The following is a 24,573-nucleotide window of genomic DNA, read 5'->3' on the forward strand; positions in this document are numbered from 1 at the left end:
CGAATTCTTGGCAAGCAGAGTGCAAAATCAATGTGATATGGGGTGATCGATACTAATTTTTTGCCAATTGTCGGGTGGGAATGCAGTATGATTTTACGAATTGTCTTTAGATTATAGGGGATTGGCGCCATGCAGGTATCCGCAAAGCGGACCGCAAACTGGCTGAAAATCAGCAAGGGGCTTGCTGTAATCGGCATGGTTTCATGGGTGTCGGCCTGTGCGCCGCTGCTAGATCAGGACTTCTGGGACGAAGCAACATCGTTTGCGGATGAAAATTATACCGCACTTGGTCTGCAGCAACTTGCCAGTGGCGACTATGCCTCGGCCGAGAAGTTGTTTGACGAAGCATTGCGCAAAAATCCGCAAGACGGTCACGCGATGCTGTGGCGGTCGGTTCTTTATCAAAACACCAATCGACCGGACCGTGCGAAGGATGGCTATGACACATTGGTCGCCATGAACCCGCCCGGCACCGTTTTAATGAGTACGGCAAGCGGCACGCAGCCGCGCCCGTTGCGCGATGCGGCGGAATTCAACCTGATGCGTTTGCAGCGCGGATTGCCCGGATCGCTCAGCATCAATGATCAAATTGTCACCGGACCGTCGGGGTTGTCCAATGTGAACAGTGGCATGGATACACCGGCTGGCATGGGCAATAGCATGCCACAGGCAAAATCGGGCATGACCGCGACACGGACGGCGAGCATCCCGGCAGGTGCGGCACTTTCGGCGGGCGATGAAGCCATTGCAAAACGGTTCGGGATTTTGCGCGATCTGCAATCAACCGGCCTGATCACACCCGAAGAATATTCCGCACGGCGTTCAGCAAACCTTGGCGCCTTGTTGCCAATGAGTCAGCAGGTGCCGTCAGCCTTTCTTGATAGTCCGCCACCAGACGGGTCGCAGGTCGAACAACGGTTGAACCAGCTGAACCGCGCCTTGCAAATCGGTGCGATCACGGTTCAGGAACATGTTGCAGAACGGACCGCCATTCTGGATGCCTTGTTGCCCGCCCAACCACGCCAGCGTGCAACACCCGCACCCGCACCACAAGGCTTGATGGATGCGGCCCGTCAGATTGCCCGGATCGAAGATCTGTCGCAGATGAAGCTTGTGACAGCCGATGAGTTCAAACGGGAACGCGACGCCATCGAGGCTGCGATTATCGAGCCAGCTCAGGCAAATGTTATGCGCGTTAATTCCGGTGAACCGGTACGCCGTGTCGCCACGGGCGAAAGCCGCGCGGTTCAGCCCGGCGATGCCGACGCAATGGCCCCAGACACCGCACCGATGGCAAGTGGCGGACGTTCCGCCCATCTTGCATCGTACCGCAATGAACAGCAGGCCGAGCGAGGGTGGCAAGTCCTTAAGGGGCGTTATGGTGAGCTGGCATCCTTGCAGCATGGTGTGACACGCGCCGAAATTTCCGGCAAAGGCACATATTATCGCCTGATGGCGACGGGGCTTAGTGACAGTGCTGCAAAATCGCTGTGTGCGGACCTTAAACGTCGTGGTCAGTTCTGCGAAGTTAAGTAACGCTGTCACAGCAGGGTTTTGGGATATACGGCCTTAAGCCTAAGATACTGAATATAACGCCGGTGGGTTGATCCTTCGTGATCTTGTAGCCCGCCGGCGTTATTGTTTGTGCAAGACTATCAGCAAGTTGTCCCCAAAACGGTGCAAAGTGATGATTTTTATCTTTAGCGATTTTGGCATTAACGGACCCTATAGCGGCACCATGCGGTCGGTCGTGATGCGCATGGCCCCCAAAGTACCAGTGTGCGATTTGATGGTGGATGCACCTGATCGTAATCCCAAGGCAGCGAGTTATCTGCTGGCAGCCCTTTGTTGCGAATTCAAACCCGGTGATGTGGTGCTGGCGGTGGTTGATCCCGGCGTTGGCAGTGCGCGAGAAGGGGTGATTGTGCAAAGTGATGGGGTGTCATTTGTCGGGCCGGACAACGGTCTGTTTGAAATCATCATGCGTCGCGGCAAAGACGTTTCCATGCGCACGATTGACTGGATGCCAGATGATCCGTCGGCCAGTTTCCATGGGCGGGATATTTTTGCGCCGGTTGCGGCGATGATTGCGACCAATACGTCGTTTGAAACACGCCCAATGGCGGCCAAAGATCGAAATATAACGGCGCAAGGCTGGCCAGATGAGCTGGCGGAAGTGATCTATGTCGATGCATATGGCAACCTGATGACCGGACTACTGGCGCAAAAAATGTCAGATCAACTGGTGCTCAACAATCAGGTTATCTCGGGGGCGCGCACATTTTCAGACGTGAACTTGGGAGAAGGATTTCACTACCACAACTCAATCGGCCTATGTGAAATCGCGGTTAATTGCGGACGTGCCGATCAGCAGTTTGATGCCGTGATCGGAACGGCGGTTGCAAAACATCGCCTTGATGACAACAATCTGTGATTGGTTTGTCTGGGAAAAGTGATATCTTTCAAGGGTATTTCATCATTGGTTCGCATCATGCGAACAGAAGTCAGCCGGGGTCCGTTGAATGACGATTGAGGTCAAATTTTGGGGGGTGCGTGGAAGCATTGCGTGCCCGTCACCGGACCATGTTGTGTATGGCGGCAACACCAGTTGCCTCGAAATGCGGATTGGCAATCAGGTTCTGATCTTTGATGCCGGGACCGGCATTCGCAACCTTGGCAAGGACATGATCCGTCGCAAGATCACCCACGCCACAATCTATTTGACCCATACCCACTGGGATCACATCAACGGTTTTCCGTTCTTTGTACCGGCCTATAACCCGGATGCGTCGTTTAAGGTGATGGCAGGGCATTTAACCAATCAGGGTGGGGTGGAACGGGTATTTTCCGCCCAGATGGCAGACCCGACATTTCCTGTACCCTTGTCGACCATGCGATCCAAACTGACGTTTGAGGATTTCAATGTTGGTGATGAATTGCATCCGGGCGAAGGCATTGTTGTGAAAACGGCACCTTTGCGCCACCCGAATGGGGCGACGGCTTACCGCGTTGAGTATGATGGTAATTCGGTGTGCTATGTCACCGATACCGAACATGATCCCGATACACCTGATCAGGCCATTTTAGACTTTATTCAAAATGCCGATCTGGTGATTTACGACAGCACATATACCGACGAAGAATTCCCCGCCAAGGTCGGTTGGGGGCATTCCACATGGCAGGAAGGCATTCGGTTGTGCCGGGCGGCCAATGCCAAACGATTGGCCCTGTTCCATCATGACCCGGACCATAATGATGCCGCCATGACCGTGATCGAACAAAAAGCCAGATCAACCTGGGCGGATTCCTTTGCCGCACGTGATGAAATGGTTCTTAGGATCGAATAGGCGAATTTTCCCGGTTTTCTGACACGGTAACGTATCTTGATGTGGTGATTAACGTGATGAAACGTCAGGTCACTCTTTGGTGCATTTGGTGTTTAGAAAACGCGGGAATATTTCGGGAATATGCGAATTTCAATGCGGCGATTTGCCTCGCGGTTTTCCTCGATCGGGTTGCCGAAATCGTCGCGGTTGGGTAGCTTTGGCTTGGTGTCGCCATAGGAAATCGCGCGCATGCGTTTCTGATTGGGATCAACTCCAAGTGCATGCAAAAATCGCACAACGGCAATGGCGCGACCTCCGGCCAGTTCCCAATTTGACGGGAATCGCGCCGTGCTGATGGGACTGTCGTCGGTGTGGCCGGTGACTTCAATCTGAAAACCCAAATAGCGCGGCTGCTTTAACAGATCGCCTGTGTCTTTGAGGAACACGACCGCATCACGGGTCAGATTAGCCGATCCTGGCTGGAAGAACGCGCCACTGCCAAGCTCCATCAGGATGCCTTCATCGTCGGTGGACACCTTGACATCACTGTCCATCGCCATATTGAAAACGACGTCTTTCAGATCGGTTTCAAGCACCTCGGTCGGGCGGATAACCTCACGCTTGCCGATTTGTTCGGCAATCCCGGCCTGCACTTTTTCAAAGATCGGGATTTCGACTTTGGAAAAGCTGACCAGCATGACGAAAAAGGCCATCAAAAGGGTAATGGCGTCGGCATAGGTTACTAGCCAGTCCTCCTTGATCTCTTCTTCCTCGGTGCGCTGCATGCCTGGTTTGCGGCGTGCCATGGCGATATTCCCTATTTCGCAGATTTATCGATGTTAAAGTGGATCGCAGGATCAAGGAATGAGTTCATTTTGTCCTGAATGGCGCGTGGGCCTTTGCGATCCGCCAGCATGATCAGGCCTTCGGCAATCAGGTAATTGCGAAACCGCATGATTTCTTCGCGCTGCTGAATTTTGCTGGCAGCGGGCATAAAGAAAAACCGGGCCGCAACAATGCCATAGAGCGTTGTGATCAAGGCAATTGCCAAACCAGCCCCCAGCGACGTCGGGTCATCGGCCATTTTATCAAGCATGATGACAAGACCGACCAGTGTGCCGATCATGCCAAAAGCTGGTGCTGCTGCCGCCATGCTTTTAAGGATTGAAACCGGGACCAGATTACGGCTAAACGCATTTTCTATAGCGTTATGGAGCATATCGGCGGTTTCATCGCCGTCGTAGCCGGTAATGACCACTTCCATTGCCCAGCCAAGAAAAGGTTCGTCCTTGCCAACGCGCTCGGCTTCCTGCTCAAGCGCGTTGATGCCCTTTTTCTGCAGAAGATATCCCCATTTGACAACACGGCCGACTTCGCCGGTCAGTTGCCCACGGCCCATCTGAGGGGCGCGAAAAATCTTGAAAATCAGTTTTAAGGCAAGCAGTACATAGCGTGCTTCATAGGCAATAAATGTCGCGGCGAGTGTGCCGCCGATAACCATCAATGCACTCGAAAGGCTAACAAATACAAGGTAGTTATCGGTCGAAATAAAAATCGATCCGATAAACAGCCCAAGCCCGACCATGATGCCCAAAATTGTCGTAAACGACATGGTTGCTCTCATTCCCCCAGAAAGTACGCATCGGAATTCCCCAACCGATGACTTCAGTCTTTATAAACAGTCTAAATCTTTTGCGCTAGCATCGCTGTCTCAATGGATGCCATTCGGTAAAATTTGGGGCGAGATATTGCCTGATTTGAAGGGTCAGGTGTCTAAGGGGAGCAGGGGTTCTCAGGGTATTGAGTAAGCCGTACGGTGATTGTCCCTCCCTTTAAGGTGCTTGATCAGGTATCGCGTGACGTTTAGATCAGTGGAGGCGTCCCATCTGCTCGCAAATCGATCCCTTTATTTTTGCCCGCCGATGGGAAAATACAAGGTTTCTTTGGCTTCAGGTTATCTAATCAAGGTTCGTGAATGCTCTATGACGCCCGAATGTCGCGAAGGAACTTGTCGACCTCGGTGCGCAGATCAACCGACAGTCCACCAAGTTCATCGGCAACGGCCAAGACAAGATGGGCAGCCTGATCGGTTTCCGATACGGTGCCACTAACACGTTCGATGTTGGAACTGACTTCCTGTGTGCCGATGGCAGCCTGTTCGACATTTTGGGCAATTTCGTCGGTTGCTTCGGATTGTTGCTGAACCGCATCTGAAATGGTGTTGGTCATATCGGTAATCCGCGTGATCACACTGGCGATATCGCTGATAGAGGTCACCGTTTTACCAGTTTCTTCCTGAATGGCAGCGATCTGGGCGGAGATGTCATCGGTCGCCCGTGCGGTTTGATTGGCAAGGTTTTTGACCTCAGCGGCGACAACTGCGAACCCCTTGCCAGCTTCGCCAGCACGGGCAGCCTCAATGGTGGCATTGAGGGCAAGAAGGTTCGTCTGACCGGCAATGTCACTGATCAACTCGACAATTTCACCAATGCGGTTGGCCGCATCCGACAGACCCGCAACTGTGGCGGATGATTGTTCGGCTTCGCGCGATGCTTCCTGCGCAACGCGGCTGGACTGCTGAGCCTGTTGACCGATTTCGGAAATTGATGCGGATAAATGATCGGCAGCGTTCGATACAGTGCGCACATTAACGGTGGCTTCTTCGGACGCGGCGGCGACGGTTGTTGCACTTTTGCTGGCAAGGTCAGCGGCCTGCACCAAACCACGCGCCGTTGTTTGCATTTCACCTGCAGAATGCGATACCGCATCAATGATTTTGGCGATCAGACTATCAAAATTCTCAATATGGCGTTCGAGCTTGCCCATGCGTTCTTCGCGGCGTTGGAATGCGGTGTGTTGTTCGGCCTCCATCTGCTTTTTGGCAATGGCGTTGGTGCGAAAGACATCAACTGATTGCGCCATGCGCCCGATTTCATCGCGGCGGGTCAGGGCATTGATTTCAAAATCCGTGTTGCCATTGGCAAGGGCGGTCATGTCGGTGCCAAGGTTGGTCAAAGGGCCGGTGACGATACGTGACAGCAAAACGCGCATGCCGATAATGGTGGCAATCGCAATCGCGATCCCGCCGATCAAGATACCGATCAGGATGCGGTTGGTTTTGGCCTGTTCCGGGGCAACAGACAGACTGGACGACAGGACTGCAATCACATCGCCTTTTTGTGCGTCCATGGCGCCATGGCAGCTAAAACAAACTTCGCGGTCGGCCCCCTTGGTCACGCCTAGAACAATCGGCATGGATTTGCGATAGGTCCCATCATCGGTATAGCGACCGATGGTTTTACCGGTTTCTATGGCCTCGATATCAATGGCGTCACGCGGGGCTTTAATCGGCTTGTCACCAAATTCCTGCATGTAGGCGACCGTTGTTGGCCCCCATGCCGACCAAAGTTCGCCGGGGTAATCTTGGTTGCGGCTGTCAAACCAGTTGTTGAAAACGTTAATACCAATATCATCAACATCATCTGGGCGGGCCGCCATAACATTGACGATCAGGGCATGAAGCGACGTCAGCTCATTCTGGCTAAGTTGATCAAGCTTGGCATCCATGGCGCGTTCTTCGACGATGGTCATCATCAAAAGCGCAATGACCACAGTTGTTGTCACACCGAACGCAGACGCCCACATGAAACGTTTGCGGATGCCCATGGCATTGAAGGCAGACAGAATGCGCATATTTCTTCCCCGGGTGGCAGTAACGGACAAACCACGCGGATGCCCCGCACGGATTTCCTATGGTTCATGGATGGACCGAACATCGTCTGAACGCGGGCTGCGTGCTTTGATGTGCGTCAAGACAAGTTAAAGTCGTTGGAGCGACGCAGGGGAATCGGTGCATTGATCAGGAAAGACCTGGGGTGGGGGCTTGTCAGGTTTACGGTGAACAGGCATAACCACGCTAAGAGATACATTCGAAAGACAGGACTGTTTGATGACGCTTTCATATAGCGATACGCGTAAAAAACTCGATCAAATCACCGCTGAAATGGTGGGTTTGATCCGGAAATATGATCTTGATGCTGCCAGTCCGTTTGACGTGATTGCCGTGGCGCGCGCCAAGATTTCAGATGAGCGCGATTACATCCGGTTCCTTGAACTTTCGCTTGAAGGCCGGATTTACGGTGAATATGGCGAGGCGTTGCAAAAGCAGATTGATCAGGAAGCCAAGCAGGCAGAGGCCGCCAAAAAGTTGAACTGAAAGCCAAACCTGTCTGGTGCTTGTGAGCGCGGCTGAAACCAAACAAATCGCGAAAATTTGAAACGCCTGTTTTCGTTTGAGAAGACAGGCGTTTTTGGTTTCGCAACGGCTGATAAATGACGGAAATATTATAGTCGGCATTGCCTGATAAATCGCGGGTTTTGCGATTAAGGCGGGGTGTCACAAAATATTCCCGATGTTGTCACCGTCCTGACGTTGAGAGACCGACAAACACCGATTATATCGCTGCTCTAAGGACGCGGCATTAACGCCCCGTCATTGTTTCGCGAAATATCTCGTGAAACGTCACGAGCAACAGGATGGCTGACATGAAAAAGAGTTATGTCCAAACTCTGATGGAAGTCGAAAAAGTATTCGGTCAGATCAATGACCATGACTATCGCCTTTACCGCGCGGTATGGGGAAATCGGCAAGCCGCCGAAACCGGCCTTTCGCGTGGTATACGGGCTGAAATCAGCAAGAAACTTGCCAATGATTTTGTCACGAGCCCCAAGGCATCTGTGCCGCGCACGGCAATTGCCCACGCAGCCTGATCACGTGACAAACATAAACGACCGGATTCTATGGCGGGCAGGGTGATCGACCTTGCCAAGGCAATCGGTTTGAGGCATCAAGTGACGCTCATGAAGGGTAAACAGCGACCATGTTCGTCGTTTACCCCAAGCAGCGTTTTTATGCCTGATTGCTAAGCGGAGTTTCCCATGTCGATTAAGTCGTTGATCCGTACTATTCCCGATTATCCGAAAAAGGGAATTATGTTCCGCGATATCACGACGCTGTTTTCCGATGCGGACGGATTGCGTGATGTGATCGACGGTTTCGCCGCCGAATATCAGGATAAAAACATCGACGTGATTGCCGGGATCGAAGCCCGTGGCTTTGTCATTGGTCCGGCAGTTGCCGTTGCGCTTGGCATCGGGTTTGTCACGGTGCGTAAAAAGGGCAAGCTGCCCGCTGAAACCATCAGTGTTGAATATGATCTGGAATATGGTTCGGATGTGATTGAAATCCATAAGGATTCCATCAAGCCCGGCCAGCGCGTTTTGATCATGGATGATCTGATTGCCACCGGCGGGACGGCTCTGGGTGCGATTGATCTGGTTGAAAAGGCCGGTGGTGATGTTGCCGGATGCGCCTTTATCATTGATTTGCCCGACCTTGGCGGTGCGCAGAAAATCCGCGACCGTGGTGTTGAAGAATTCCATCTGGTTGAATTCGAAGGCGATTAAAACAGGCCTCATTCGGCCGGTTTGTCGATTTTTCTGCCGTTTTTTCCCGTTTTCGGGTATAATGTTGCAGTTGAATAAGATTTAATGCGTTGCTGGTTGCCGGCAGGGATTGGAAAATGGTTGTTGCTGTAAATACACCGCAGGCCGTTACGCAAGTCAGTCAGTACGGGCGACTGATGGCTGCTGGCGCGCGCGGTGTGGCAACAGTTGACCGCAACAGTCAGGTCGAAGAACCTTCCCAGCATTTCGGATATAACCCCGACGATGACGGCATTTTGTTCAATGCCTATGTCGATGGCAAAAACAAACGCCAATCGGGGCAGGGGCATTCTAGCGAGCAAAAAGACCAACGCACAGAACAACGCGGCATGTCGGCCGCACGCCGTTCCAGTGACAAGAACGGCGCGATTGAGCCACAAGGCGACATTGATTTTGCAAGCCTGCTTGATCCCAGCATTCCGTTCGATCTGTCGTCAAACAGCGGCACGTCTTTTTACGCCGTGGTGAATGCGGTGGTACATGGTGCGGGCTATCGCGGGACGCATCTTGATACGTCTGTCTGATCGCTGTTTGGTAAAACAATCATCATTCAAAATTTCGAAAAATGGGCTGGTGGGTGCTTGTTGGTGTCTGCCATAGGCCGTATGATTGCCCATCGTTAATTCTTAGGGTTCAGACCCTAGTCAGACCATCGGGCGTAGCATGAAGAACAAGCCGGTTCTCAATACGGTTTTCGAAGCAGCATTCAGGCTTATCGATCATGCGCTGAATGATAACGAATATCTGCAGCCGCAAAAGCTGCACCGGCTTTTGTATCTGGCGCAAGCCTATTACGGGGCAAATTACCACGGCAACATGCTGATGCCGGCCATCTTTGTCGCCGAGGAATTCGGTCCGGTTGAACCAAACCTGTATGCCGTGATGGAAGAATGCCGCCCGGATGTGCGGCTTAAACCGGTTGATCCGAAAACATCGCATTTCATCGAAAGCATCTGGGCCCAATTTGGCCACCACACGGTCGAACATCTCAGCATGACCGTGTGTAACCATCCGCCCTATACCAAGGCCTACAAGGCGGGTACAGGGACGATCATTCCCTATCAGGAACTGGTCGATTTCTATGCGTCGGTTCGCAAATCTGCAACCACACCAGAAGCCAAGGAAGTCGTGCGCCCGCGTGTCATGCAGTCGCACAAGGGTAAGCCGGTTGCCACAACGGACTGGTTGCCGCGACGTCTGAAATAGTCGGTGAGATGGTCCCAAAACCTACGGGACGAGGGGAACTCGATCTTGTGCGTTACTGACCCATTTTAAGGTCATCGCACGGATTTCCGCGCACGATGTCATTGGTAAACCACATGAAATCAATCGCATCAGACGGCCCAAACCGCAGTGCGTAATCTTCAATGTTGCTGGGATCGTCACTTGGGTCATCGGCCTCGATCAGGCTGACAACTGCGACATCCTGATCGGTCAGGTTCGTATCAAACCGGCGTAAATGCCATGGGGCGGCGATGCCACGGCGGACATGCATCGCACCGGCAATCAGATAGGCGCCATCTGTGGTGTCACTGTTCGCGGCATCATACATCGCACGTGCAAGCGATGCATCGCGGGCAAATTGCACGGTTGAAAAGGCAGGAAGCATTGATTTTGGCAACGTGTCGCAATGTCCCTCGGCGATTTCCTGATCAAGCAGAACTTGAATATCAGTCGGAATATCAGGAAGCGAAAGATCCTTTGCCAAATCATCTGGCAGGGCCGAAACACCATTGGCAATCATTGGTCGCAAAATATCATCTGGCAGGTTGCCCGCCACCATTGCCAGATCATTGTTGCGTGCGGCTTGCGCAATCGGGGCGTAATCCTGCCAAGACGGCCAGCCGCGGTCTTCCCACGTCATGGCCAGGCCGAGATCGGCAACAGTCAAATCTTGCCAGTTTTGGTCAAGCGAAGCCTGCTGATCGCGGGTGAACATTTCCCAGACGACCGCACGATTGCGATTGCCCGATTTGCTCAGCGCATCAATCAGTTCAGCCTGATGGTGATGATGGATCGGGTTGTCATGCTTTTCACCGATCAGGACATATTTGGCGTCGCCAATGCGCCGGACCAGTTCGCCGAGCATGATGTATTCCCCGGCCCGAACATCAAAAATCAAACCCGGTGCAGGCGGAAGGGGACTGACATCTGTAATCACGATGTTAGCGCTAACATCGTTTGTATTGGCCGGATCATTCGCAAGGGCTTCATCGGCTTTTACCGGCGGACTAAGCAAGGTTGCGGTGGTTACAATTGCAGTGACAACGCCCAATCGGCGTGCGGCAACTGGGCCGCATAAGGATATCAATTTGTATGCTGGTGTTGTCAGTCGCAATGGCGTCACAGGCAGATCCCCGATGATGGAACAATATGGCTTATTTGCTTAAGGTCAGAGCTGTTTCGATGTCGTTAACAAGGTCATTGCCGTTTTCGATGCCAACCGACAACCGCAACAGGTCATCGGGTACGGGGCTGGTTGGGCCTTCGACCGATGCGCGGTGCTCAATCAGGCTTTCCACCCCGCCAAGCGATGTGGCGCGTTTAAACAGTTTGCACTGGTTGTGGAAATCAACAGCCCGTTTGCCGCCGCCCTTTACCCGGATCGACAACATGCCACCGAAACCGCCGGTCATTTGCTTTTTCGCGATGTCATGGCCGATGTGGCTTTCAAGGCCGGGATACTGGATCTGTTCGACTTCCGGGTGGTTTTCAAAATGTTTGGCAATCGCCATGGCATTGGCCGACGCACGTTCGACCCGGATCGAAAGGGTGCGCATACCGCGCAGCAACAGCCACGTTTCAAATACGCCCAGAACCGCACCACCTGATGCGTGTTGCTTACACACACGTTGCCAGAATTCACTGTCCTTGGCGGTGGTCAGGCTGCCCGCCAAAACGTCACTATGACCGTTCAGATATTTGGTCGCCGAATGCATGACGATATCCGCGCCAAAATCAATCGGGCGGGTCAAAAGCGGGGTGGCCACCGTGTTATCAACCACGACCTGCGCGCCAGCCGCATGGGCAACCTCGGCCACGGCGGCAATATCGGTGATTTGCCAATCGGGATTTGCCGGGGTTTCAAGCCAGACCATTTTGGTTTTGCCAGCGACAATGTGCTTGGCCCAATCGGCGGTATCACCGTTATCGACAAAATCAAATGTCAGTCCGGCGCGGACACTGCTGTCGAGCATAAAGCTGCGCAGTGCCCAATACATGACCTTAGGGGCCACCACATGATCACCGGGATTAAGTGCGTGCAATACCGCAACGGCGGCCGCCATGCCCGATGCAAATAGGCGGGTTTCAGTGCCGCCTTCAAGTGCGTTTAAAACCGCACTTGTCTGATCATATGTCGGGTTATCTGCACGGGTATAGCACCGCCCGTCATGGTAACTCAGGTCCGTATTCCGTTCGAAGGTGGTCGACGGATACAGCGGCGGTGTGACCGAGCGCGTTGTGTCATCGACCCAGCCCAAAGCCTGTGCGGCAATGGTTGCCGGGGATTGTTTTTTTGTCTGATCAGACATGGTGGCACCTGATTTTGTTGAGATTTGTTGGCGCGCAACATAACTTGGTTCGCGCCACACACCAAACCGAAAACCATCTGAAACCCGATTAAAAGGCCCCACATGACGCAGTACCCTGAAATTGACTTACCCAAAGAATGTGACGTCGTTGTGATCGGCGGCGGTATTCATGGCGCATCAAGTGCCTATTACCTGACTAAGGCGGGTATGAAGGTTGTTCTTCTGGAAAAGGACACGATTGCATCGCACCAGTCCGGGCGGGCATGGGGGTTTGTCCGCCAACAGGGGCGTGATCCGGTTGAAATGCCATTGATGATGGCCTGTAACCGCATCTGGCAGGGGCTGGAAAAGGAACTGAATGCCGATCTGGAATGGCGGCAAGGCGGGGTTCTTTTTGTTGCGCGTGATGGTTCTGAAATGGCCGAGTACGAACAATGGATCGAAGACACCAAGGGATTTGGTGTTGAGACACAGGTTCTTGATGCCAAAGGGATCGCGAAAATCACGCCGGGCATAACAACACCGGGGGTGGGTGGGATTTACACCCCGTCCGATGGGCAGGCCGAACCGAAAAAAGCCGCACCTGCGATTGCCAAACGGGCATCGGAACTAGGGGCCGTCATCGCCGAGGGATGCGGCGCCCTTTCGATTGAAACCCAAGGAGGTGCGATCAGTTCGGTGGTGTCTGAACGTGGCGAGATCAAATGCAAATACGTCATTTGTGCCGCCGGGGCCGCCACCCATAAATTCGTTGCCAAACTGGGCCGTCGTTTGCCCCAGCAAACCACGCGCGGCACGGTTATTCGCACCACTCCCGTGCCCGATATTTCGGCTGCTGGAACGTTGGCCGCTGGCCTTGCATTTCGTCAACGCACCGACGGGTCGATGAATATCGCCGATGAATTCATGACCGATATTGATCTGACCTTGGGCCGGTTTAAATTCGCGCGCGATTTTGCGCCGGGGCTGTTTGATAACTGGGCGACGTTTAAGTTTCACCTCAATAAACGGTTCTTTGACGATCTGGTGGATCGCATGCCGGGATCAGACGCCTCGAAACAACCAACCATCGGACGGCGCACCAATCAGGCCGAGCCTTATAAAGTGCGGGTCAGCAATGCAATGGCCAACCTGCAAAAGGTTTTCCCGCAGATCAAACAGGTCGGCATCGTCGATACATGGGCCGGTGATATTGATGTTACCCCGGACGCCGTGCCGGTGATTGATCAGTTCGACAATCCCAAGCATTTCTTTGTCGCAACCGGCTTCTCCGGCCATGGATTTGCCATGGGGCCGGTGGTGGGCAAAGTGCTGGCCGACTGGATCACTACCGGACAACCTTCGATCACACTGGCCGGGATGGAACTGTCACGGTTTGAAGACGGATCGGTTCGGCGGCCACGCTCGCGGGTTTGATAATTGAGCGATGGAATAAGACAACCTGCAAGCTGATCAATTATGTCCACCCAAGATACTTCGACTAAGACCGGCATCGCCTTTTGGTGTTGCCGGTCTTTTCACAGACGGTTGCTGCTTTCGTCATTCAGGTGCAGGTCGCTCCGTGGTCCTGCCCGATGAAGCATGAATGAGGCAGGCAATGGCACTTGATCCCGATCTTCAAAACAGTATTCAGGCTGCATTGCAAAATGTTGACGATGTCAGCAAGACCATTCTGGCGCGTCGGGACTTAAGTGACGTAAAGCCAGGCAATGATGTGGTGACGACCGCTATGGTCTTGGAAAAGGAACTGAATGCGGTCCTTGTGGCAAAGAGCATGACGTCACCGATGGCGGGTAGCATTGAAAAATCCATCGCTGCGATTTCGCCGGGACTGGGACAGCTTCATATCAGTGAAGCGAAAATGAGTGCGAAGACAGGACAGCTCAATACATCGAAAAAAGTCTCAACAGAGGTCAGTACGGCATTCTCTGTTCTGTTGAAGAAAACCCTGACAAGCCTGAATACGGTGGATGCACTTATCAAGATCCAGTCTCCATCTCCATCTCCATCTCCATCTCCATCTAAAAGTGGTGCAGGGGACTATCGCAAGGCAATTATGGTCGAGCTTGGAGCGCTCAAGCAGGCGCAAACGAAAGTCACCCTAAAGCCGCTTACGAGGGCAGGTTAATGGCAAAAGTTTTGATCATCGGGGCTGGTGTTGCTGGATTAAGTGCAGGTATCCAATTAAAGGAAAAAGGGCATGATGTGACAATCTATGAAGCAGCCCCGATCCTTGGAGGGCGGACATACAGTACCATGGTTGGCGGTAATGCCTTTGATTGGGGTGCAGAGGCGATTGAGGCAACAACCGATGCTGCCGCGTGGCTCTTTGCCCACGTCGATCCTGATATAGGCCAACAGCCGGTTGATGCGGACTTCAATGCCGGAACTTTTATTCTGCCATTTGACGAGAATGATGCGGTTACGCCGTTGCCTGATGATGCAGTAGAACCAACAGCACAAACCACAACAGTTGAAAACAATATTGATGCCGTCAGTAATAATTTCAACGGTACGCAAAACGACGATTATTTTGGGAATGTGGACATGCGATTGGGGCAAGTTACGCCTGATGACGTAACGTTCCGTCAGCAACAATTTGCTAATTGGCAGGTCATTTCCGATGCGGTTGAGGTCAACCCGCCGTGGGGATCTATTCATAACCACGTCCGATCAGTGCAGCAAAATGCCAATGCCGAAGGCGGCGATTATGCGATTGATCAGACACTTGGGTACCGGGTTGTGAAATGGGCGACGGCCGCAGGGATTGCGCAGAATGTTGTCTTAAACGTTAAGGTCAATAGGATCGAAAATACCGACGACAACAAGGTCAAGGTCGAAGCCCTCAACAAAGACCCGGAACTTTATGACGCGGTGCTTGTCACGGTTCCAACTGACAGGGTGAAGTCCGGCGCAGAACAGGCAGGGCAAAACGACCTTGTCATTGCCGACTTATCTCTTCAGAACGTAGCCCCCTTCCGCGCCAATCCGCTTGGCTGTTACCTTAAAATGGCAATGACCGGCTTGGCCAATGTTGCGCATCCGGCACCGGGCAGGAAAGTCACGGTTACGTTTGAAACTGGGTATAGCAATTTTATCATCACCCAGAATGGGACGGGCACACAGGTCTATATGCACGCATTTGGCGATACTGCGCGCGTGATGTCGGCCAATCATCAACTTGCCGCAAACGTTTTGCTTGGTGCGGTTAATCGGCTGAACAATGGCGATGACGATCACTATAATCCACCTGACGCGGTCACAGCCTATGTCCTTGACTGGTGCGATGATGCTCTTATCGGTGGGGCCTATTCGACGACACACCCCGGAACATGGCAAAGCCGCCAAGCGTTGCAGGACTTCATCCATGGGCGGATTTATTACGCGGGTGAGGCGGCATCAACGCGTTGGTATGGGCAGGTTGCCGGTGCGATGGAAACTGGCAACTTGGTGGCAACCCGTATCCACACCGCACTTGGCTGATAAAACTGATTAAAGACTTTTGGACAGACGCAGGATAATCGCACCGCCCAGCGTCATCATGGTGGAGGAAACTTTCACAAGATTGAGTTTCTCGCCCATGAAAAACACGCCGATAAAAAGGGCAAAGACAATCCCGGTTTCGCGTAAGGCGACCACCAGCGGGATTGGTGCTTGGGTAAAAGCCCACATCACCGTGGCATAGGCGACAAAGGATGCCGTGCCGCCAACAAAGAAGATCCTTTTGCCGCGCTTGGCGACATCAACAAGGATGCGCGGCCGCATAACTGTGGCGATCAGGCCAAAGATCAAAACGTCACCGACGGTCTGATAAGCATAATAGTCAAGTGCACTTCCGGCCAGCCGGGCGCCGGTGCCATCGACCAGCGAATAACTGCTGATAAAGCAGCCCGTTATAATGGCGGCAAGGGCGGCGTTGCGGTTGCGCATGCCATCAGCCTGACGCACGATGCACATGCTTAAAATCCCCAAGCCGATGACAACAATCGCCAGCCATTCACTGACCTGAAGCGTCACACCGAGCACAAGAACCGATACCGCAGCCACGATTAGGGGTGAGGAGCCGCGCGCAATCGGATACACCTGACTAAGATCACCAAGGCGATAAGCCAGAATCAAAAATAGCTGATAGCCGATATGAAGCCCGATCGAGCCAATAAGATAGGGCCAGCTTTCGCGTGCGGGAACGTCCACAAAGGGAAACAGGATCAGAACAATTGGAATATGACCCAGCACAATCGCGGTCATGTTCATCAGTTTGTCCGGGCCACCCTTGACCAATGCATTCCAGACGGCATGCATCAGGGCAGCACCCATAACGGCAAGAAAGACGGTCAAGCTCATGGCAAAGCAATCAATGTTACGGTTTTGTGACGCAATCACTGATGCTTAGCATAGAGACGGAATAACCACTAAACCGATCTGATGGGGGCTGCTATGCCGGGGACGCTGTGGGCTCGACCTTTTGCGATGTTGTCTGTGGGGCGGCGGATTTACCGTCAAAGAACCGGGTTGCACCAATCGGCGGGGCAATAAAGTCACCGTGCCCAAAGCCCGCATCCGTGCAGGCAGATGCCAGTCGCACAGGCGGTTCATCAACCGGTTCGGCGGTTAAGACAAACGTGCCCCAATGAATGGCAAGCGCCTGCTTAACGCCCATCACCTGCATGATCGAAACGGCTTCTTCGGGATTGCAATGCGCATTGCGCATGAAATCGCGCGGGTCATAGGCCCCAATCGGGATCAGGCCAAAATCAATACCGCCATATTGTGCCCCCAACTCGGTAAAAAGCGCCTCGTTCCAGCCGGTATCACCGACGAAATAAAACCGGTAGCCATCGGCAAATTCAAGAATATAGCCACCCCACAGCATTTCCTTGCGGTCCTTGGTCGTGCGGCTCGACCAATGGTTGGACGGCACATGGGTGATGGTCACATCGGAAAGCGATAGCTGGTCATCCCAATCCATTTCGTCATAACGATCCGCGGTTATTCCAGCCTTTTCCAGCAAGGTGCCGTTTTTAAGCGGCAAGACATAGCGCGGCCCGTTGCCAAGTTTGGTCAAACTATCAAGATCGAAATGGTCGTAGTGATTGTGCGACAGCAACACCAGATCAAGCTTGGGCAACTGATCGATGGTCAGGCCCGGCTGGCTATAACGTTTTGGTCCGACACGCTTGAACGGCGATGCGCGGTCGGCAAAGACCGGATCGGTCAGGATATTCAGCCCGCCATATTGCACCAGAACCGTGGCATGGCCGATCCATGTGACCTGCAAACGCGTCGGGTCAGGATTTTGGATGGCGTCATGATCTGGGGCCTCGACCGGGGTTTTGCCGTGCTGATGTTTGGCTTTGGGCCATTCGTCGACACCAAAATAGCGCCGTTTCAAAAACCGCCAGAACGACCGTTTGACCGGATCGGGCAGCGGGTGCCGGTTTTCAAATCCGGTTTCGGTGTGGTGTGCTGGCTTGGTTTTTCTTTGCACTTGGTTGTCCTGACTGTGAGTTGATGCGACCTGCAGTAGATGTCGCACTTTATAGGGTGACCATAAGGTAACCGTCTGCTGATGCGATGCAAGGTTTCAACGGTTGGTGTTGATGATGCACACATAAAGAAAGGCCGGAACGGTCCAGTTGTTCCGGCCTTTCACGGTGCCTTCGCAATCACCGGGACAAGCAATGCGAAAGCAGGGGGGACTTGTCGGTTAGGCGATCATCACTCAATAACAGTGGCATAGGTTTCAAGGGCCGGGGCATCGGTAATCAGGCCCTGTTTGACCATGTAATCGGCAAAGCGGGCATATCGTGCTCTATCAAGGGCGGCCGGGCGCAGCGCAAAGCGCGGCAGGGTATCTGCCCATGCCTTGATATTCAGTTCATCATCAAGGTTGGGATAGGCGGCAACAAAGGCATCCCAGCTATCATCGGGATGGTTGATCAGGTACTGAACGCCTTCTTCCAAGGCCGCCAACATCCGGGCAAAGCGCGGATCGTCTGTTTTATCGTTGCGCACGGTCAGGATCAGCTCGTCATAGGGTGGCACGCCTTCTTCTTCGACAAAGAATGCCTTGCCCGGTTTGCCTTCAATTTCCATCTGGTTCAGTTCAAAATTGCGATATCCGCCAATGATCGCATCGACCTGCCCGGAATAAAGTGACGGGGACAGCGAGAAGTTCACGTTGATCAACTCAACATCATCAATTGATACCCCGTGATTGCCCAGCATGGTGCCAAGCAGCGCATCCTCAAACCCGGCCAGTGAATAGCCGATTTTCTTGCCCTTCAGATCGGCGATTTCCTTGATCGGGCCGTCTTTCAGGACAATCAGGCTGTTGAGCGGGGTTGCCACCAGCGTTCCGATGCGGGTCAGCGGCAATCCTTGGGCGGCCTGCACATGAAGCTGTGGCTGATAATTGACGGCAACATCGCCCTGACCAGCAGCAACAAGACGCGGTGGGGCGGATGGATCGGATGGTTCGATCAATTCAACATCAAGATCATGCTTGGCAAAAAAGCCCTTTTCCTTGGCGACAATCAGCGGCGCATGGTCGGGATTGACGAACCAGTCGAGCAGGATGGTCAGCTTGTCCGCGCTCCAAGCCGGAGTTGATGAACCCAAAATTGCGGCACTTAATGTTGCGCCAATGGTGGCTACTTTGATCATGGATTTCAGGCGTGACATGGATGAACCTTTGTTTTGAGGGGCCATTACGTATTTGTATGAGTTTTAGTGTCGCGGCCATTTCGGTCGCAACAGATGGGGGTTATCGAACCGGTGTCAGGCTGTCGGGTTGCCACGGCAGGGCGGCACGTAGCACGCGATCCACAATGAAATATTGCGTGATCGAAAACGCGCACAGGATCAAAAGACAGGCAAAAACCATATCAATCTGAACCCGCGCATTGGCGTGCAGCATTAAATATCCCAGCCCGTGGCTTGATCCCACCCATTCACCAATCACCGCCCCAATCGGGGCAACGGCGGTGGCAACGCGAAAGCCCGATGCAAATGCGGGCAGGGCGGCAGGCAAACGAATATGGGTCAAAAGACGCCACCGGCTGGCTCCCATGGTGCGCGCCAGATCAAGCCAGCCGGGTTCGGTGCGGGCCAATCCGTCAAAAAAGGCGACGGTGACCGGGAAGAAAATAATAAGCGCTGCCATGGCGATCTTGGATGCCAAGCCAAATCCAAGCCAAAGGACCAAAAGCGGGGCCAAGGCAAAAAACGGAATGGCTTGGGACACCAGCAAGATCGGCATCAACCAGAACCGGACGGGGGTAAATAGCGCCATCGGAATGGCCGCCAGCGCGCCAAGGGTCGCCCCGGCAAACAGGCCAATCACCGTTTCGGCAATGGTATATCGCGCATGATCAAACAACACCGCATAACGGGTGATCAGGGTGTGCCAGACATCAACCGGGGTCGGCAGCATGTATTTCGGCGCCCCGGTCAGGGTCACGGTCAGTTGCCATGTCGCAATCAGGGCAACAATGATGATGATCGGGCGGGCAATTTTCAAAAGCCGCCGTTCAGACAGTGGGGTGTGCTTTGCCGGGATGCTCATTGGGCATTCTCCGACACTGCTGCTGCGGTTTCATTGGCGCCCAGTTGACGCAGCAATTGGGCCTGCTGGCGCAAGATATCGGCATCGGTGATGTCGCGCGGGCTATGGCCTGCCGGGGTGATGGCGTCTTGCAGGCGGGCGGGGCTGCCGCGCAGAACATGGACAAAGTCGCCAAGACGAAGCGCTTCTAGCGGATCATGGGTGACCAGAAGGACGGTTTTGCCGCGCAACACCTGTGCAGCGAGTTCCTGAAGGCGCAACCGATTGACTGGATCAAGGGCGGAAAATGGCTCGTCCATCAGGACAACCGGTCGGTCTTCCATCAGGGTGCGGGCAAGGGCGGCGCGCTGTTTCATGCCGCCCGATAACTCGGCGGGGCGTAGATGGGCGGCGTTGCTCAGCCCGACCTCCGCAATCAGGCGGTCGGCCTTGTCATGATCGGGGCGTTGCCCGCGAAGGGATGCACCAAGTTCGACATTTTCGCGCACCGTGCGCCATGGCAACAGCAAGTCCTGCTGCGCCATATAGGCAATGCGACCCTTAAGCGGAGTCCCATCCGAGCAGGTGATGTTACCGCTAACATCGCCTTCGACCAGATCGGCGAGAAAACGCAAAAGCGTGCTTTTGCCCACACCACTTGGCCCGAGCAAGCAGGTGAAACTGCCTGCAGGCAGGTTAAGATCAAGGTCATGGAAAATATCGACGCCGCCAAATGCCACCCGGGCAGAACGCAGGTCAATATCGAACTGGGTTGGATTGGGTGCCGCAGCGGGCGTGAGTGTCGTGTTGGTCATACGATCCTTCCTACGCCGGTCTTAACCGGTTCAGGTTCAAAGGGTCGTTTGGCAACACCAAACCTCTCAGCCGATTTACGATCGGCCCCCCCGGAGATGACGGGACTATGCGCAGACATTTTACCCGCGTCAAGTTTTGTAACAATTGATCGCAATGGGCCCTAGCATGTCACGGCGTGAAATTTCGGTTTCCCCCCCTTTGTTTGGGGTGTTGATGCATTGGTCTGATGATTTGAAAAGGTGAGCTGGGTCACAGCCTGTGATTGTTATTTCAGACGGGTTGTCTATTTTTGTTTGGGTGTGGTTGGAAAGGCGCTTGGAACACAAAAATGCAGCATCAGGGATTTACCCTTCAGCCCGGCATTGCCGATAAACATCGCGAGGCGGCCTGTGCCCTGTTCTGGGAAGCGTTCCGTCAAAAGCTCGCCCATGTGATGAACCCCGAAGACAAGGCATTGGCGTTTTTAAAACAGGTGATGGTGTCGAGCCATGCCATCAGTGCGATTGGTGAGGATGGCGGGTTACTGGGCGTCGCCGGATTTAAAACCACGGCAGGCGCCTTCGTCGGGGGTGGTTTGTCCGATATCTGTTCGGTGTATGGTGCGTGGGGTGGATTGTGGCGCGGGTTGTTGCTTGATCTGCTTGAACGCGATCTGGCGGCGGATACGCTTTTGATGGATGGTATTTTTGTCGATCCGATTGCACGTGGGCAGGGGGTTGGAACGGCACTTTTGGCCGCGGTGGCCGACACGGCGCGGGAACGCGGGCTATCACAGGTTCGTCTTGATGTGATTGATATCAATCCGCGTGCACGTGCGCTTTATGAACGATGCGGTTTTCGCGCGACCGGGACACAGGATATCGGGCCGTTGCGGTATCTGTTTGGTTTTAAGGCTGTAACCACCATGCATCGGGATATTGGTCGGGCAGCACTGTAAAGCGATACAATTTGCCGCTATGGGCTGTTGGTGACCTGACGGATCCAGTTTACTGTTTGGTCAAGGACGTCAGGCGCGTAGGCATAGCGCCCCATCGCAGCAAATAGCCATTGGCGTTCTTCGGGCATTTCTGATGCCAGTTGATAGTTGAACAGATTGCTACGCAACAATCCGTGGCTGGCACCGGGGATCAGGATGACGTCATTTTGTAGATGGCGCCCGATCAGGACATCTCGATAAATGACCGAATCGCTTTTGGCATCGACATTCAGGTCATCCGCGCCGAACAGGGCAAGGACAGGTTGATCAATACGTGCCAGGTCGGACCGGGCATCTGCTGTAATGTTGCGTTTGACAAAGCCAAACCGGTCTTCTGACATCGGAAAGCTATCGTTTATAGCTGAACGATAGGTTTGATAATCCGCATTCGGGGCAAAAATTGCACTATCGCGCAGGCGACTTTGCGCGATCTGTTTGGTGATTTCATTATCGGCAATGCCATCGCTCATCAGGCGCTGGCGCATGTAAAATGCGCCCTGATCCTGCCAGTTAGCGGCACCCCCGATGACAACGCCAAAGGCGATGCCAATATTCATCGACAGGGCCTTGGGAATTACCCAGCCAGCTTGCGAAAAACCGAACAAGCCGATTTTGTCGGCTTGTTTCGGACGTACCGTGGCTATTGCGTCAAAGGCGCTGATGGCCTCCTTTGCGCGATCTGACATGGATTGATCCAGCCAGTTGCCGGAACTTTCGCCTATGCCCGCTTTGTCCCAGGTATAGACCCCAATCCCGTGATCCAGCAGGGCGTTGATCAGGGGCAAATAGCCATCATCGGAAAATCGGTTCTGTGGTCCATCCCCATGAATGATAAGGGCAATCGGCCCACGATGACTGGCATCGGGTAATATCAGGCTGCCCGATAGCTGGTTTTGGTCATGGGTGAAATCGAGTTCTGCTACATGTCGACCTGACAGACCGAAATCGGAAAGCCCGTTCAGGGCAAAACCAACCGGTACGATGATAATCAGGAAAATGACGATCAATGTCGCGATAAAGTACCGGCGAAACCTTTTGCGGTGGGGCGATGACATGTGGGGGCTTTCGATCCGATGATGGAAAGGGCAGCTAATGATAATCAGAGCTTGCGCCAAGCTGTGTAAACGGTCAATCCTTTGGACCATGCCCGAATTCACACTTCGATCCGGTCTTTTATTGTGACCCTTCCTGATTTTCGAGATGCCAAAATTCCCCCGCGCATGATCGCGGCCGAGATTTACCGTGGGTCGAGCTATGGGCCAAAACATCCATTGGCTATCCCGCGTGTATCGTTGGTGGTTGATATGGTGCATGCGCTGGGCTGGGTCGATGACAGTAGCTATGTCACCGGGCCGGTGGCGACACCAGCGCAACTCACCCGGTTTCATGATCCTGATTATGTGCATGCAGTGATGCAGGCCGAACGTGATCAGATTCTTCCCGAAGACATGATGGTTAAATTCGGATTGGGCAAAAACGGCAATCCGATTTACCCGGAAATTTTCCGGCGTCCGGCAACCGCCGCCGGATCATCGATCCTTGCCGCTCAAATGATCGCGAAAGGGGGCATTGTCCATCATCCTGCCGGGGGCACTCATCACGGATTGCGCGACCGGGCATCGGGATTTTGTTACTTCAATGATCCGGTTTTGGGGATTTATGCGTTGCTCGATTCGGGGCTGGATCGTGTGCTGTATGTTGATATTGATGCCCATCATGGTGATGGCGTGCAGATTGCCTTTGCCGAAGATGACCGGGTTCTCACAGTTTCCATGCATCAGGAAGACCTGTGGCCCAAGACGGGGGCGATTGATGACATCGCCGGGGGCATGGCGCGCAACTTGCCGATGCCTGCCGGGATGAACGATGATGAGATGCGCTATGTTCTTCATGAATATTTCATTCCTCTTGCATTAAGTTTTGTGCCACAAGCCATTGTTTTGCAATGTGGGTGTGATACATTAGCGGAAGATCCGCTGTCGAAACAGCTTTTGGGCAATCAGTCGATCTGGGAAGTCGTGGGGACGATGACCCGATTGGCGCCAAGAAGCCTTGTCCTTGGCGGCGGAGGATATAGTCCGTATGGGGTGGCGCGCTGTTGGTCCGGGGTGTGGGCAACCATTAACGGGATCGAAATACCACCTGTGTTACCCATCACAGCGGAAAATATCCTGCGTGTCATAAAATGGACGCATAGCCGTGGAAGACAGCCCGACGACACTATGTTTACGACACTTTGCGATCCGTGGCGGGGTGGCACGATCCGGGAGGACACCCGTGAGCGTGTTAGAAGACTAAGAGGGTATGGGGTATGAAGTCGCTTTTTCAGATGGTCTTGGTTGTGTGCTTTGTCAGTGCAGCAGTTGTTGCCGGACTGAATGCAAAGGCAACCGGGTTTGAACGATCCCGCATTTTGGTGGATGGCGAAGTTTTCAATGTGGAAATGGCCATAACACCCGATGAGCGATCACGTGGATTGATGTACCGCACCGAAATGGCCAATAACGCGGGCATGCTGTTTGATTTTGGCCGGGCGGCGGATATTTCGATGTGGATGAAAAACACCTTCATCTCACTCGATATGCTGTTCATTGATGCCAAGGGCACGATTGTCGGTATTGAAAAACGCACCGTGCCACAGTCGGAAGCCATCATTCTGGGTCCAAAGCCGGTGCGCTTTGTGCTGGAGCTGAATGGTGGGGCATCCGACCGGATGGGATTTGAAGTCGGCGAAAAGGTCGAAGGCCTGCCGCGCTAAAGGCCGGATTTCGGACGACATATATCAATCAGCAATAGCAAGCCCGCAGAGGATATCTGCGGGCTTTGGTTTTTTGTACGTTTTTACGATAAAAACGATAATACGGGCTTGCC

General features: G+C 53.5%; 25 protein-coding genes and 1 riboswitch. Of the genes, 14 read left to right on the forward strand and 11 right to left on the reverse strand.

The window, feature by feature from the left end; genetic code table 11:
- The first annotated feature begins 129 nt into the window (after positions 1-129).
- From AMM48_RS16640 to AMM48_RS16650, 3 genes are all read left to right on the forward strand, one after another.
- Positions 130-1,536, forward strand: a complete 1,407-nt coding sequence (locus tag AMM48_RS16640; RefSeq protein WP_102784955.1) for an SPOR domain-containing protein — start codon at positions 130-132, stop codon at positions 1,534-1,536.
- A gap of 151 nt (positions 1,537-1,687) precedes the next feature.
- Entirely contained in the window at positions 1,688-2,434 is a 747-nt protein-coding gene (locus AMM48_RS16645) for an SAM-dependent chlorinase/fluorinase (protein WP_102784956.1), read from the forward strand.
- A gap of 88 nt (positions 2,435-2,522) precedes the next feature.
- Positions 2,523-3,347, forward strand: a complete 825-nt coding sequence (locus AMM48_RS16650) for an MBL fold metallo-hydrolase (RefSeq protein WP_102784957.1) — start codon at positions 2,523-2,525, stop codon at positions 3,345-3,347.
- A gap of 92 nt (positions 3,348-3,439) precedes the next feature.
- Here AMM48_RS16650 and AMM48_RS16655 read toward each other — a convergent pair whose 3' ends face one another.
- The 3 genes from AMM48_RS16655 to AMM48_RS16665 all read right to left on the reverse strand — a co-directional run bounded on the left by AMM48_RS16655 (position 3,440) and on the right by AMM48_RS16665 (position 7,019).
- Positions 3,440-4,132 carry a flagellar motor protein MotB gene (locus tag AMM48_RS16655; protein WP_102784958.1) on the reverse strand — a complete coding sequence of 231 codons (693 nt, stop codon included), beginning with the start codon at positions 4,130-4,132 and terminating at the stop codon, positions 3,440-3,442.
- Between the two features lie 11 nt (positions 4,133-4,143).
- Positions 4,144-4,938 (reverse strand): MotA/TolQ/ExbB proton channel family protein, encoded by a 795-nt coding sequence (locus AMM48_RS16660; RefSeq protein WP_101304630.1) that lies wholly within the window; start codon positions 4,936-4,938, stop codon positions 4,144-4,146.
- Between the two features lie 368 nt (positions 4,939-5,306).
- Positions 5,307-7,019: a HAMP domain-containing methyl-accepting chemotaxis protein gene (locus AMM48_RS16665; protein WP_102784959.1), complete on the reverse strand. Its 1,713-nt coding sequence runs from the start codon at positions 7,017-7,019 to the stop codon at positions 5,307-5,309.
- A 256-nt stretch (positions 7,020-7,275) separates the two neighbouring features.
- Here AMM48_RS16665 and AMM48_RS16670 point away from each other — a divergent pair, with 256 nt between their 5' ends.
- From AMM48_RS16670 to AMM48_RS16690, 5 genes are all read left to right on the forward strand, one after another.
- A complete protein-coding gene (locus tag AMM48_RS16670) occupies positions 7,276-7,542 on the forward strand; it encodes a hypothetical protein (protein ID WP_022730525.1) in 267 nt (88 codons plus the stop codon).
- A gap of 329 nt (positions 7,543-7,871) precedes the next feature.
- Positions 7,872-8,096, forward strand: coding sequence for a hypothetical protein (locus AMM48_RS16675; RefSeq protein WP_102784960.1), 225 nt, complete (start codon positions 7,872-7,874; stop codon positions 8,094-8,096).
- 168 nt (positions 8,097-8,264) lie between these two features.
- Positions 8,265-8,792 (forward strand): adenine phosphoribosyltransferase, encoded by a 528-nt coding sequence (locus AMM48_RS16680; protein WP_102784961.1) that lies wholly within the window; start codon positions 8,265-8,267, stop codon positions 8,790-8,792.
- Positions 8,793-8,908: 116 nt separating this feature from the next.
- Positions 8,909-9,355 carry a hypothetical protein gene (locus AMM48_RS16685; protein ID WP_102784962.1) on the forward strand — a complete coding sequence of 149 codons (447 nt, stop codon included), beginning with the start codon at positions 8,909-8,911 and terminating at the stop codon, positions 9,353-9,355.
- Positions 9,356-9,494: 139 nt separating this feature from the next.
- Positions 9,495-10,037 carry a hypothetical protein gene (locus AMM48_RS16690; RefSeq protein ID WP_101304633.1) on the forward strand — a complete coding sequence of 181 codons (543 nt, stop codon included), beginning with the start codon at positions 9,495-9,497 and terminating at the stop codon, positions 10,035-10,037.
- A gap of 52 nt (positions 10,038-10,089) precedes the next feature.
- On the opposite strand, the gene AMM48_RS16695 is transcribed toward AMM48_RS16690, so the two are convergent.
- Together AMM48_RS16695 and AMM48_RS16700 are read right to left on the reverse strand one after the other, a co-directional pair.
- On the reverse strand, positions 10,090-11,178 hold the full coding sequence (locus AMM48_RS16695; protein WP_244271269.1) for a ChaN family lipoprotein: 1,089 nt from the start codon (positions 11,176-11,178) through the stop codon (positions 10,090-10,092).
- A 31-nt stretch (positions 11,179-11,209) separates the two neighbouring features.
- Complete coding sequence (locus AMM48_RS16700; protein WP_181951585.1) at positions 11,210-12,364, reverse strand: aminotransferase class V-fold PLP-dependent enzyme; 1,155 nt, start codon at positions 12,362-12,364, stop codon at positions 11,210-11,212.
- A gap of 102 nt (positions 12,365-12,466) precedes the next feature.
- Here AMM48_RS16700 and AMM48_RS16705 point away from each other — a divergent pair, with 102 nt between their 5' ends.
- The 3 genes from AMM48_RS16705 to AMM48_RS16715 all read left to right on the forward strand — a co-directional run bounded on the left by AMM48_RS16705 (position 12,467) and on the right by AMM48_RS16715 (position 15,847).
- Complete coding sequence (locus AMM48_RS16705) at positions 12,467-13,780, forward strand: FAD-binding oxidoreductase (RefSeq protein WP_101304634.1); 1,314 nt, start codon at positions 12,467-12,469, stop codon at positions 13,778-13,780.
- A 181-nt stretch (positions 13,781-13,961) separates the two neighbouring features.
- Entirely contained in the window at positions 13,962-14,492 is a 531-nt protein-coding gene (locus AMM48_RS16710; protein ID WP_102784963.1) for a hypothetical protein, read from the forward strand.
- Positions 14,492-15,847: an FAD-dependent oxidoreductase gene (locus AMM48_RS16715; RefSeq protein ID WP_102784964.1), complete on the forward strand. Its 1,356-nt coding sequence runs from the start codon at positions 14,492-14,494 to the stop codon at positions 15,845-15,847. The genes AMM48_RS16710 and AMM48_RS16715 overlap by 1 nt, the downstream gene beginning before the upstream one ends.
- A gap of 9 nt (positions 15,848-15,856) precedes the next feature.
- Here AMM48_RS16715 and AMM48_RS16720 read toward each other — a convergent pair whose 3' ends face one another.
- The 5 genes from AMM48_RS16720 to AMM48_RS16740 form a co-directional block, all read right to left on the reverse strand.
- Positions 15,857-16,708 carry an EamA family transporter gene (locus AMM48_RS16720; RefSeq protein WP_181951586.1) on the reverse strand — a complete coding sequence of 284 codons (852 nt, stop codon included), beginning with the start codon at positions 16,706-16,708 and terminating at the stop codon, positions 15,857-15,859.
- 91 nt (positions 16,709-16,799) lie between these two features.
- Positions 16,800-17,852 (reverse strand): MBL fold metallo-hydrolase, encoded by a 1,053-nt coding sequence (locus AMM48_RS16725; RefSeq protein WP_102784966.1) that lies wholly within the window; start codon positions 17,850-17,852, stop codon positions 16,800-16,802.
- A gap of 230 nt (positions 17,853-18,082) precedes the next feature.
- The gene (locus tag AMM48_RS16730; protein WP_102784967.1) at positions 18,083-19,048 is read right to left on the reverse strand and encodes an ABC transporter substrate-binding protein; all 966 of its coding nucleotides are present in this window, start codon (positions 19,046-19,048) and stop codon (positions 18,083-18,085) included.
- 82 nt (positions 19,049-19,130) lie between these two features.
- A complete protein-coding gene (locus AMM48_RS16735) occupies positions 19,131-19,931 on the reverse strand; it encodes an ABC transporter permease (RefSeq protein ID WP_102784968.1) in 801 nt (266 codons plus the stop codon).
- The gene (locus AMM48_RS16740) at positions 19,928-20,725 is read right to left on the reverse strand and encodes an ABC transporter ATP-binding protein (RefSeq protein WP_102784969.1); all 798 of its coding nucleotides are present in this window, start codon (positions 20,723-20,725) and stop codon (positions 19,928-19,930) included. The genes AMM48_RS16735 and AMM48_RS16740 overlap by 4 nt, the downstream gene beginning before the upstream one ends.
- A riboswitch (TPP riboswitch) is annotated at positions 20,716-20,827 on the reverse strand. Its footprint overlaps the gene before it by 10 nt.
- Positions 20,828-21,054: 227 nt before the next feature.
- Here AMM48_RS16740 and AMM48_RS16745 point away from each other — a divergent pair.
- The gene (locus AMM48_RS16745) at positions 21,055-21,663 is read left to right on the forward strand and encodes a GNAT family N-acetyltransferase (protein WP_102784970.1); all 609 of its coding nucleotides are present in this window, start codon (positions 21,055-21,057) and stop codon (positions 21,661-21,663) included.
- Positions 21,664-21,680: 17 nt separating this feature from the next.
- Here the strand turns inward: AMM48_RS16745 and AMM48_RS16750 are convergent, their stop codons facing one another.
- Positions 21,681-22,757, reverse strand: a complete 1,077-nt coding sequence (locus AMM48_RS16750; RefSeq protein WP_102784971.1) for an alpha/beta hydrolase — start codon at positions 22,755-22,757, stop codon at positions 21,681-21,683.
- 123 nt (positions 22,758-22,880) lie between these two features.
- On the opposite strand from AMM48_RS16750, the gene AMM48_RS16755 reads away from it, so the two are divergent.
- Together AMM48_RS16755 and AMM48_RS16760 are read left to right on the forward strand one after the other, a co-directional pair.
- Positions 22,881-24,017 (forward strand): acetoin utilization protein AcuC, encoded by a 1,137-nt coding sequence (locus AMM48_RS16755; RefSeq protein WP_244271270.1) that lies wholly within the window; start codon positions 22,881-22,883, stop codon positions 24,015-24,017.
- Positions 24,014-24,460 (forward strand): DUF192 domain-containing protein, encoded by a 447-nt coding sequence (locus AMM48_RS16760; RefSeq protein ID WP_102784973.1) that lies wholly within the window; start codon positions 24,014-24,016, stop codon positions 24,458-24,460. The genes AMM48_RS16755 and AMM48_RS16760 overlap by 4 nt, the downstream gene beginning before the upstream one ends.
- Positions 24,461-24,573 lie beyond the last annotated feature (113 nt).

The sequence above is a fragment of the Thalassospira sp. GB04J01 genome (assembly GCF_000751115.1).
Lineage (GTDB): Bacteria > Pseudomonadota > Alphaproteobacteria > Rhodospirillales > Thalassospiraceae > Thalassospira > Thalassospira lucentensis.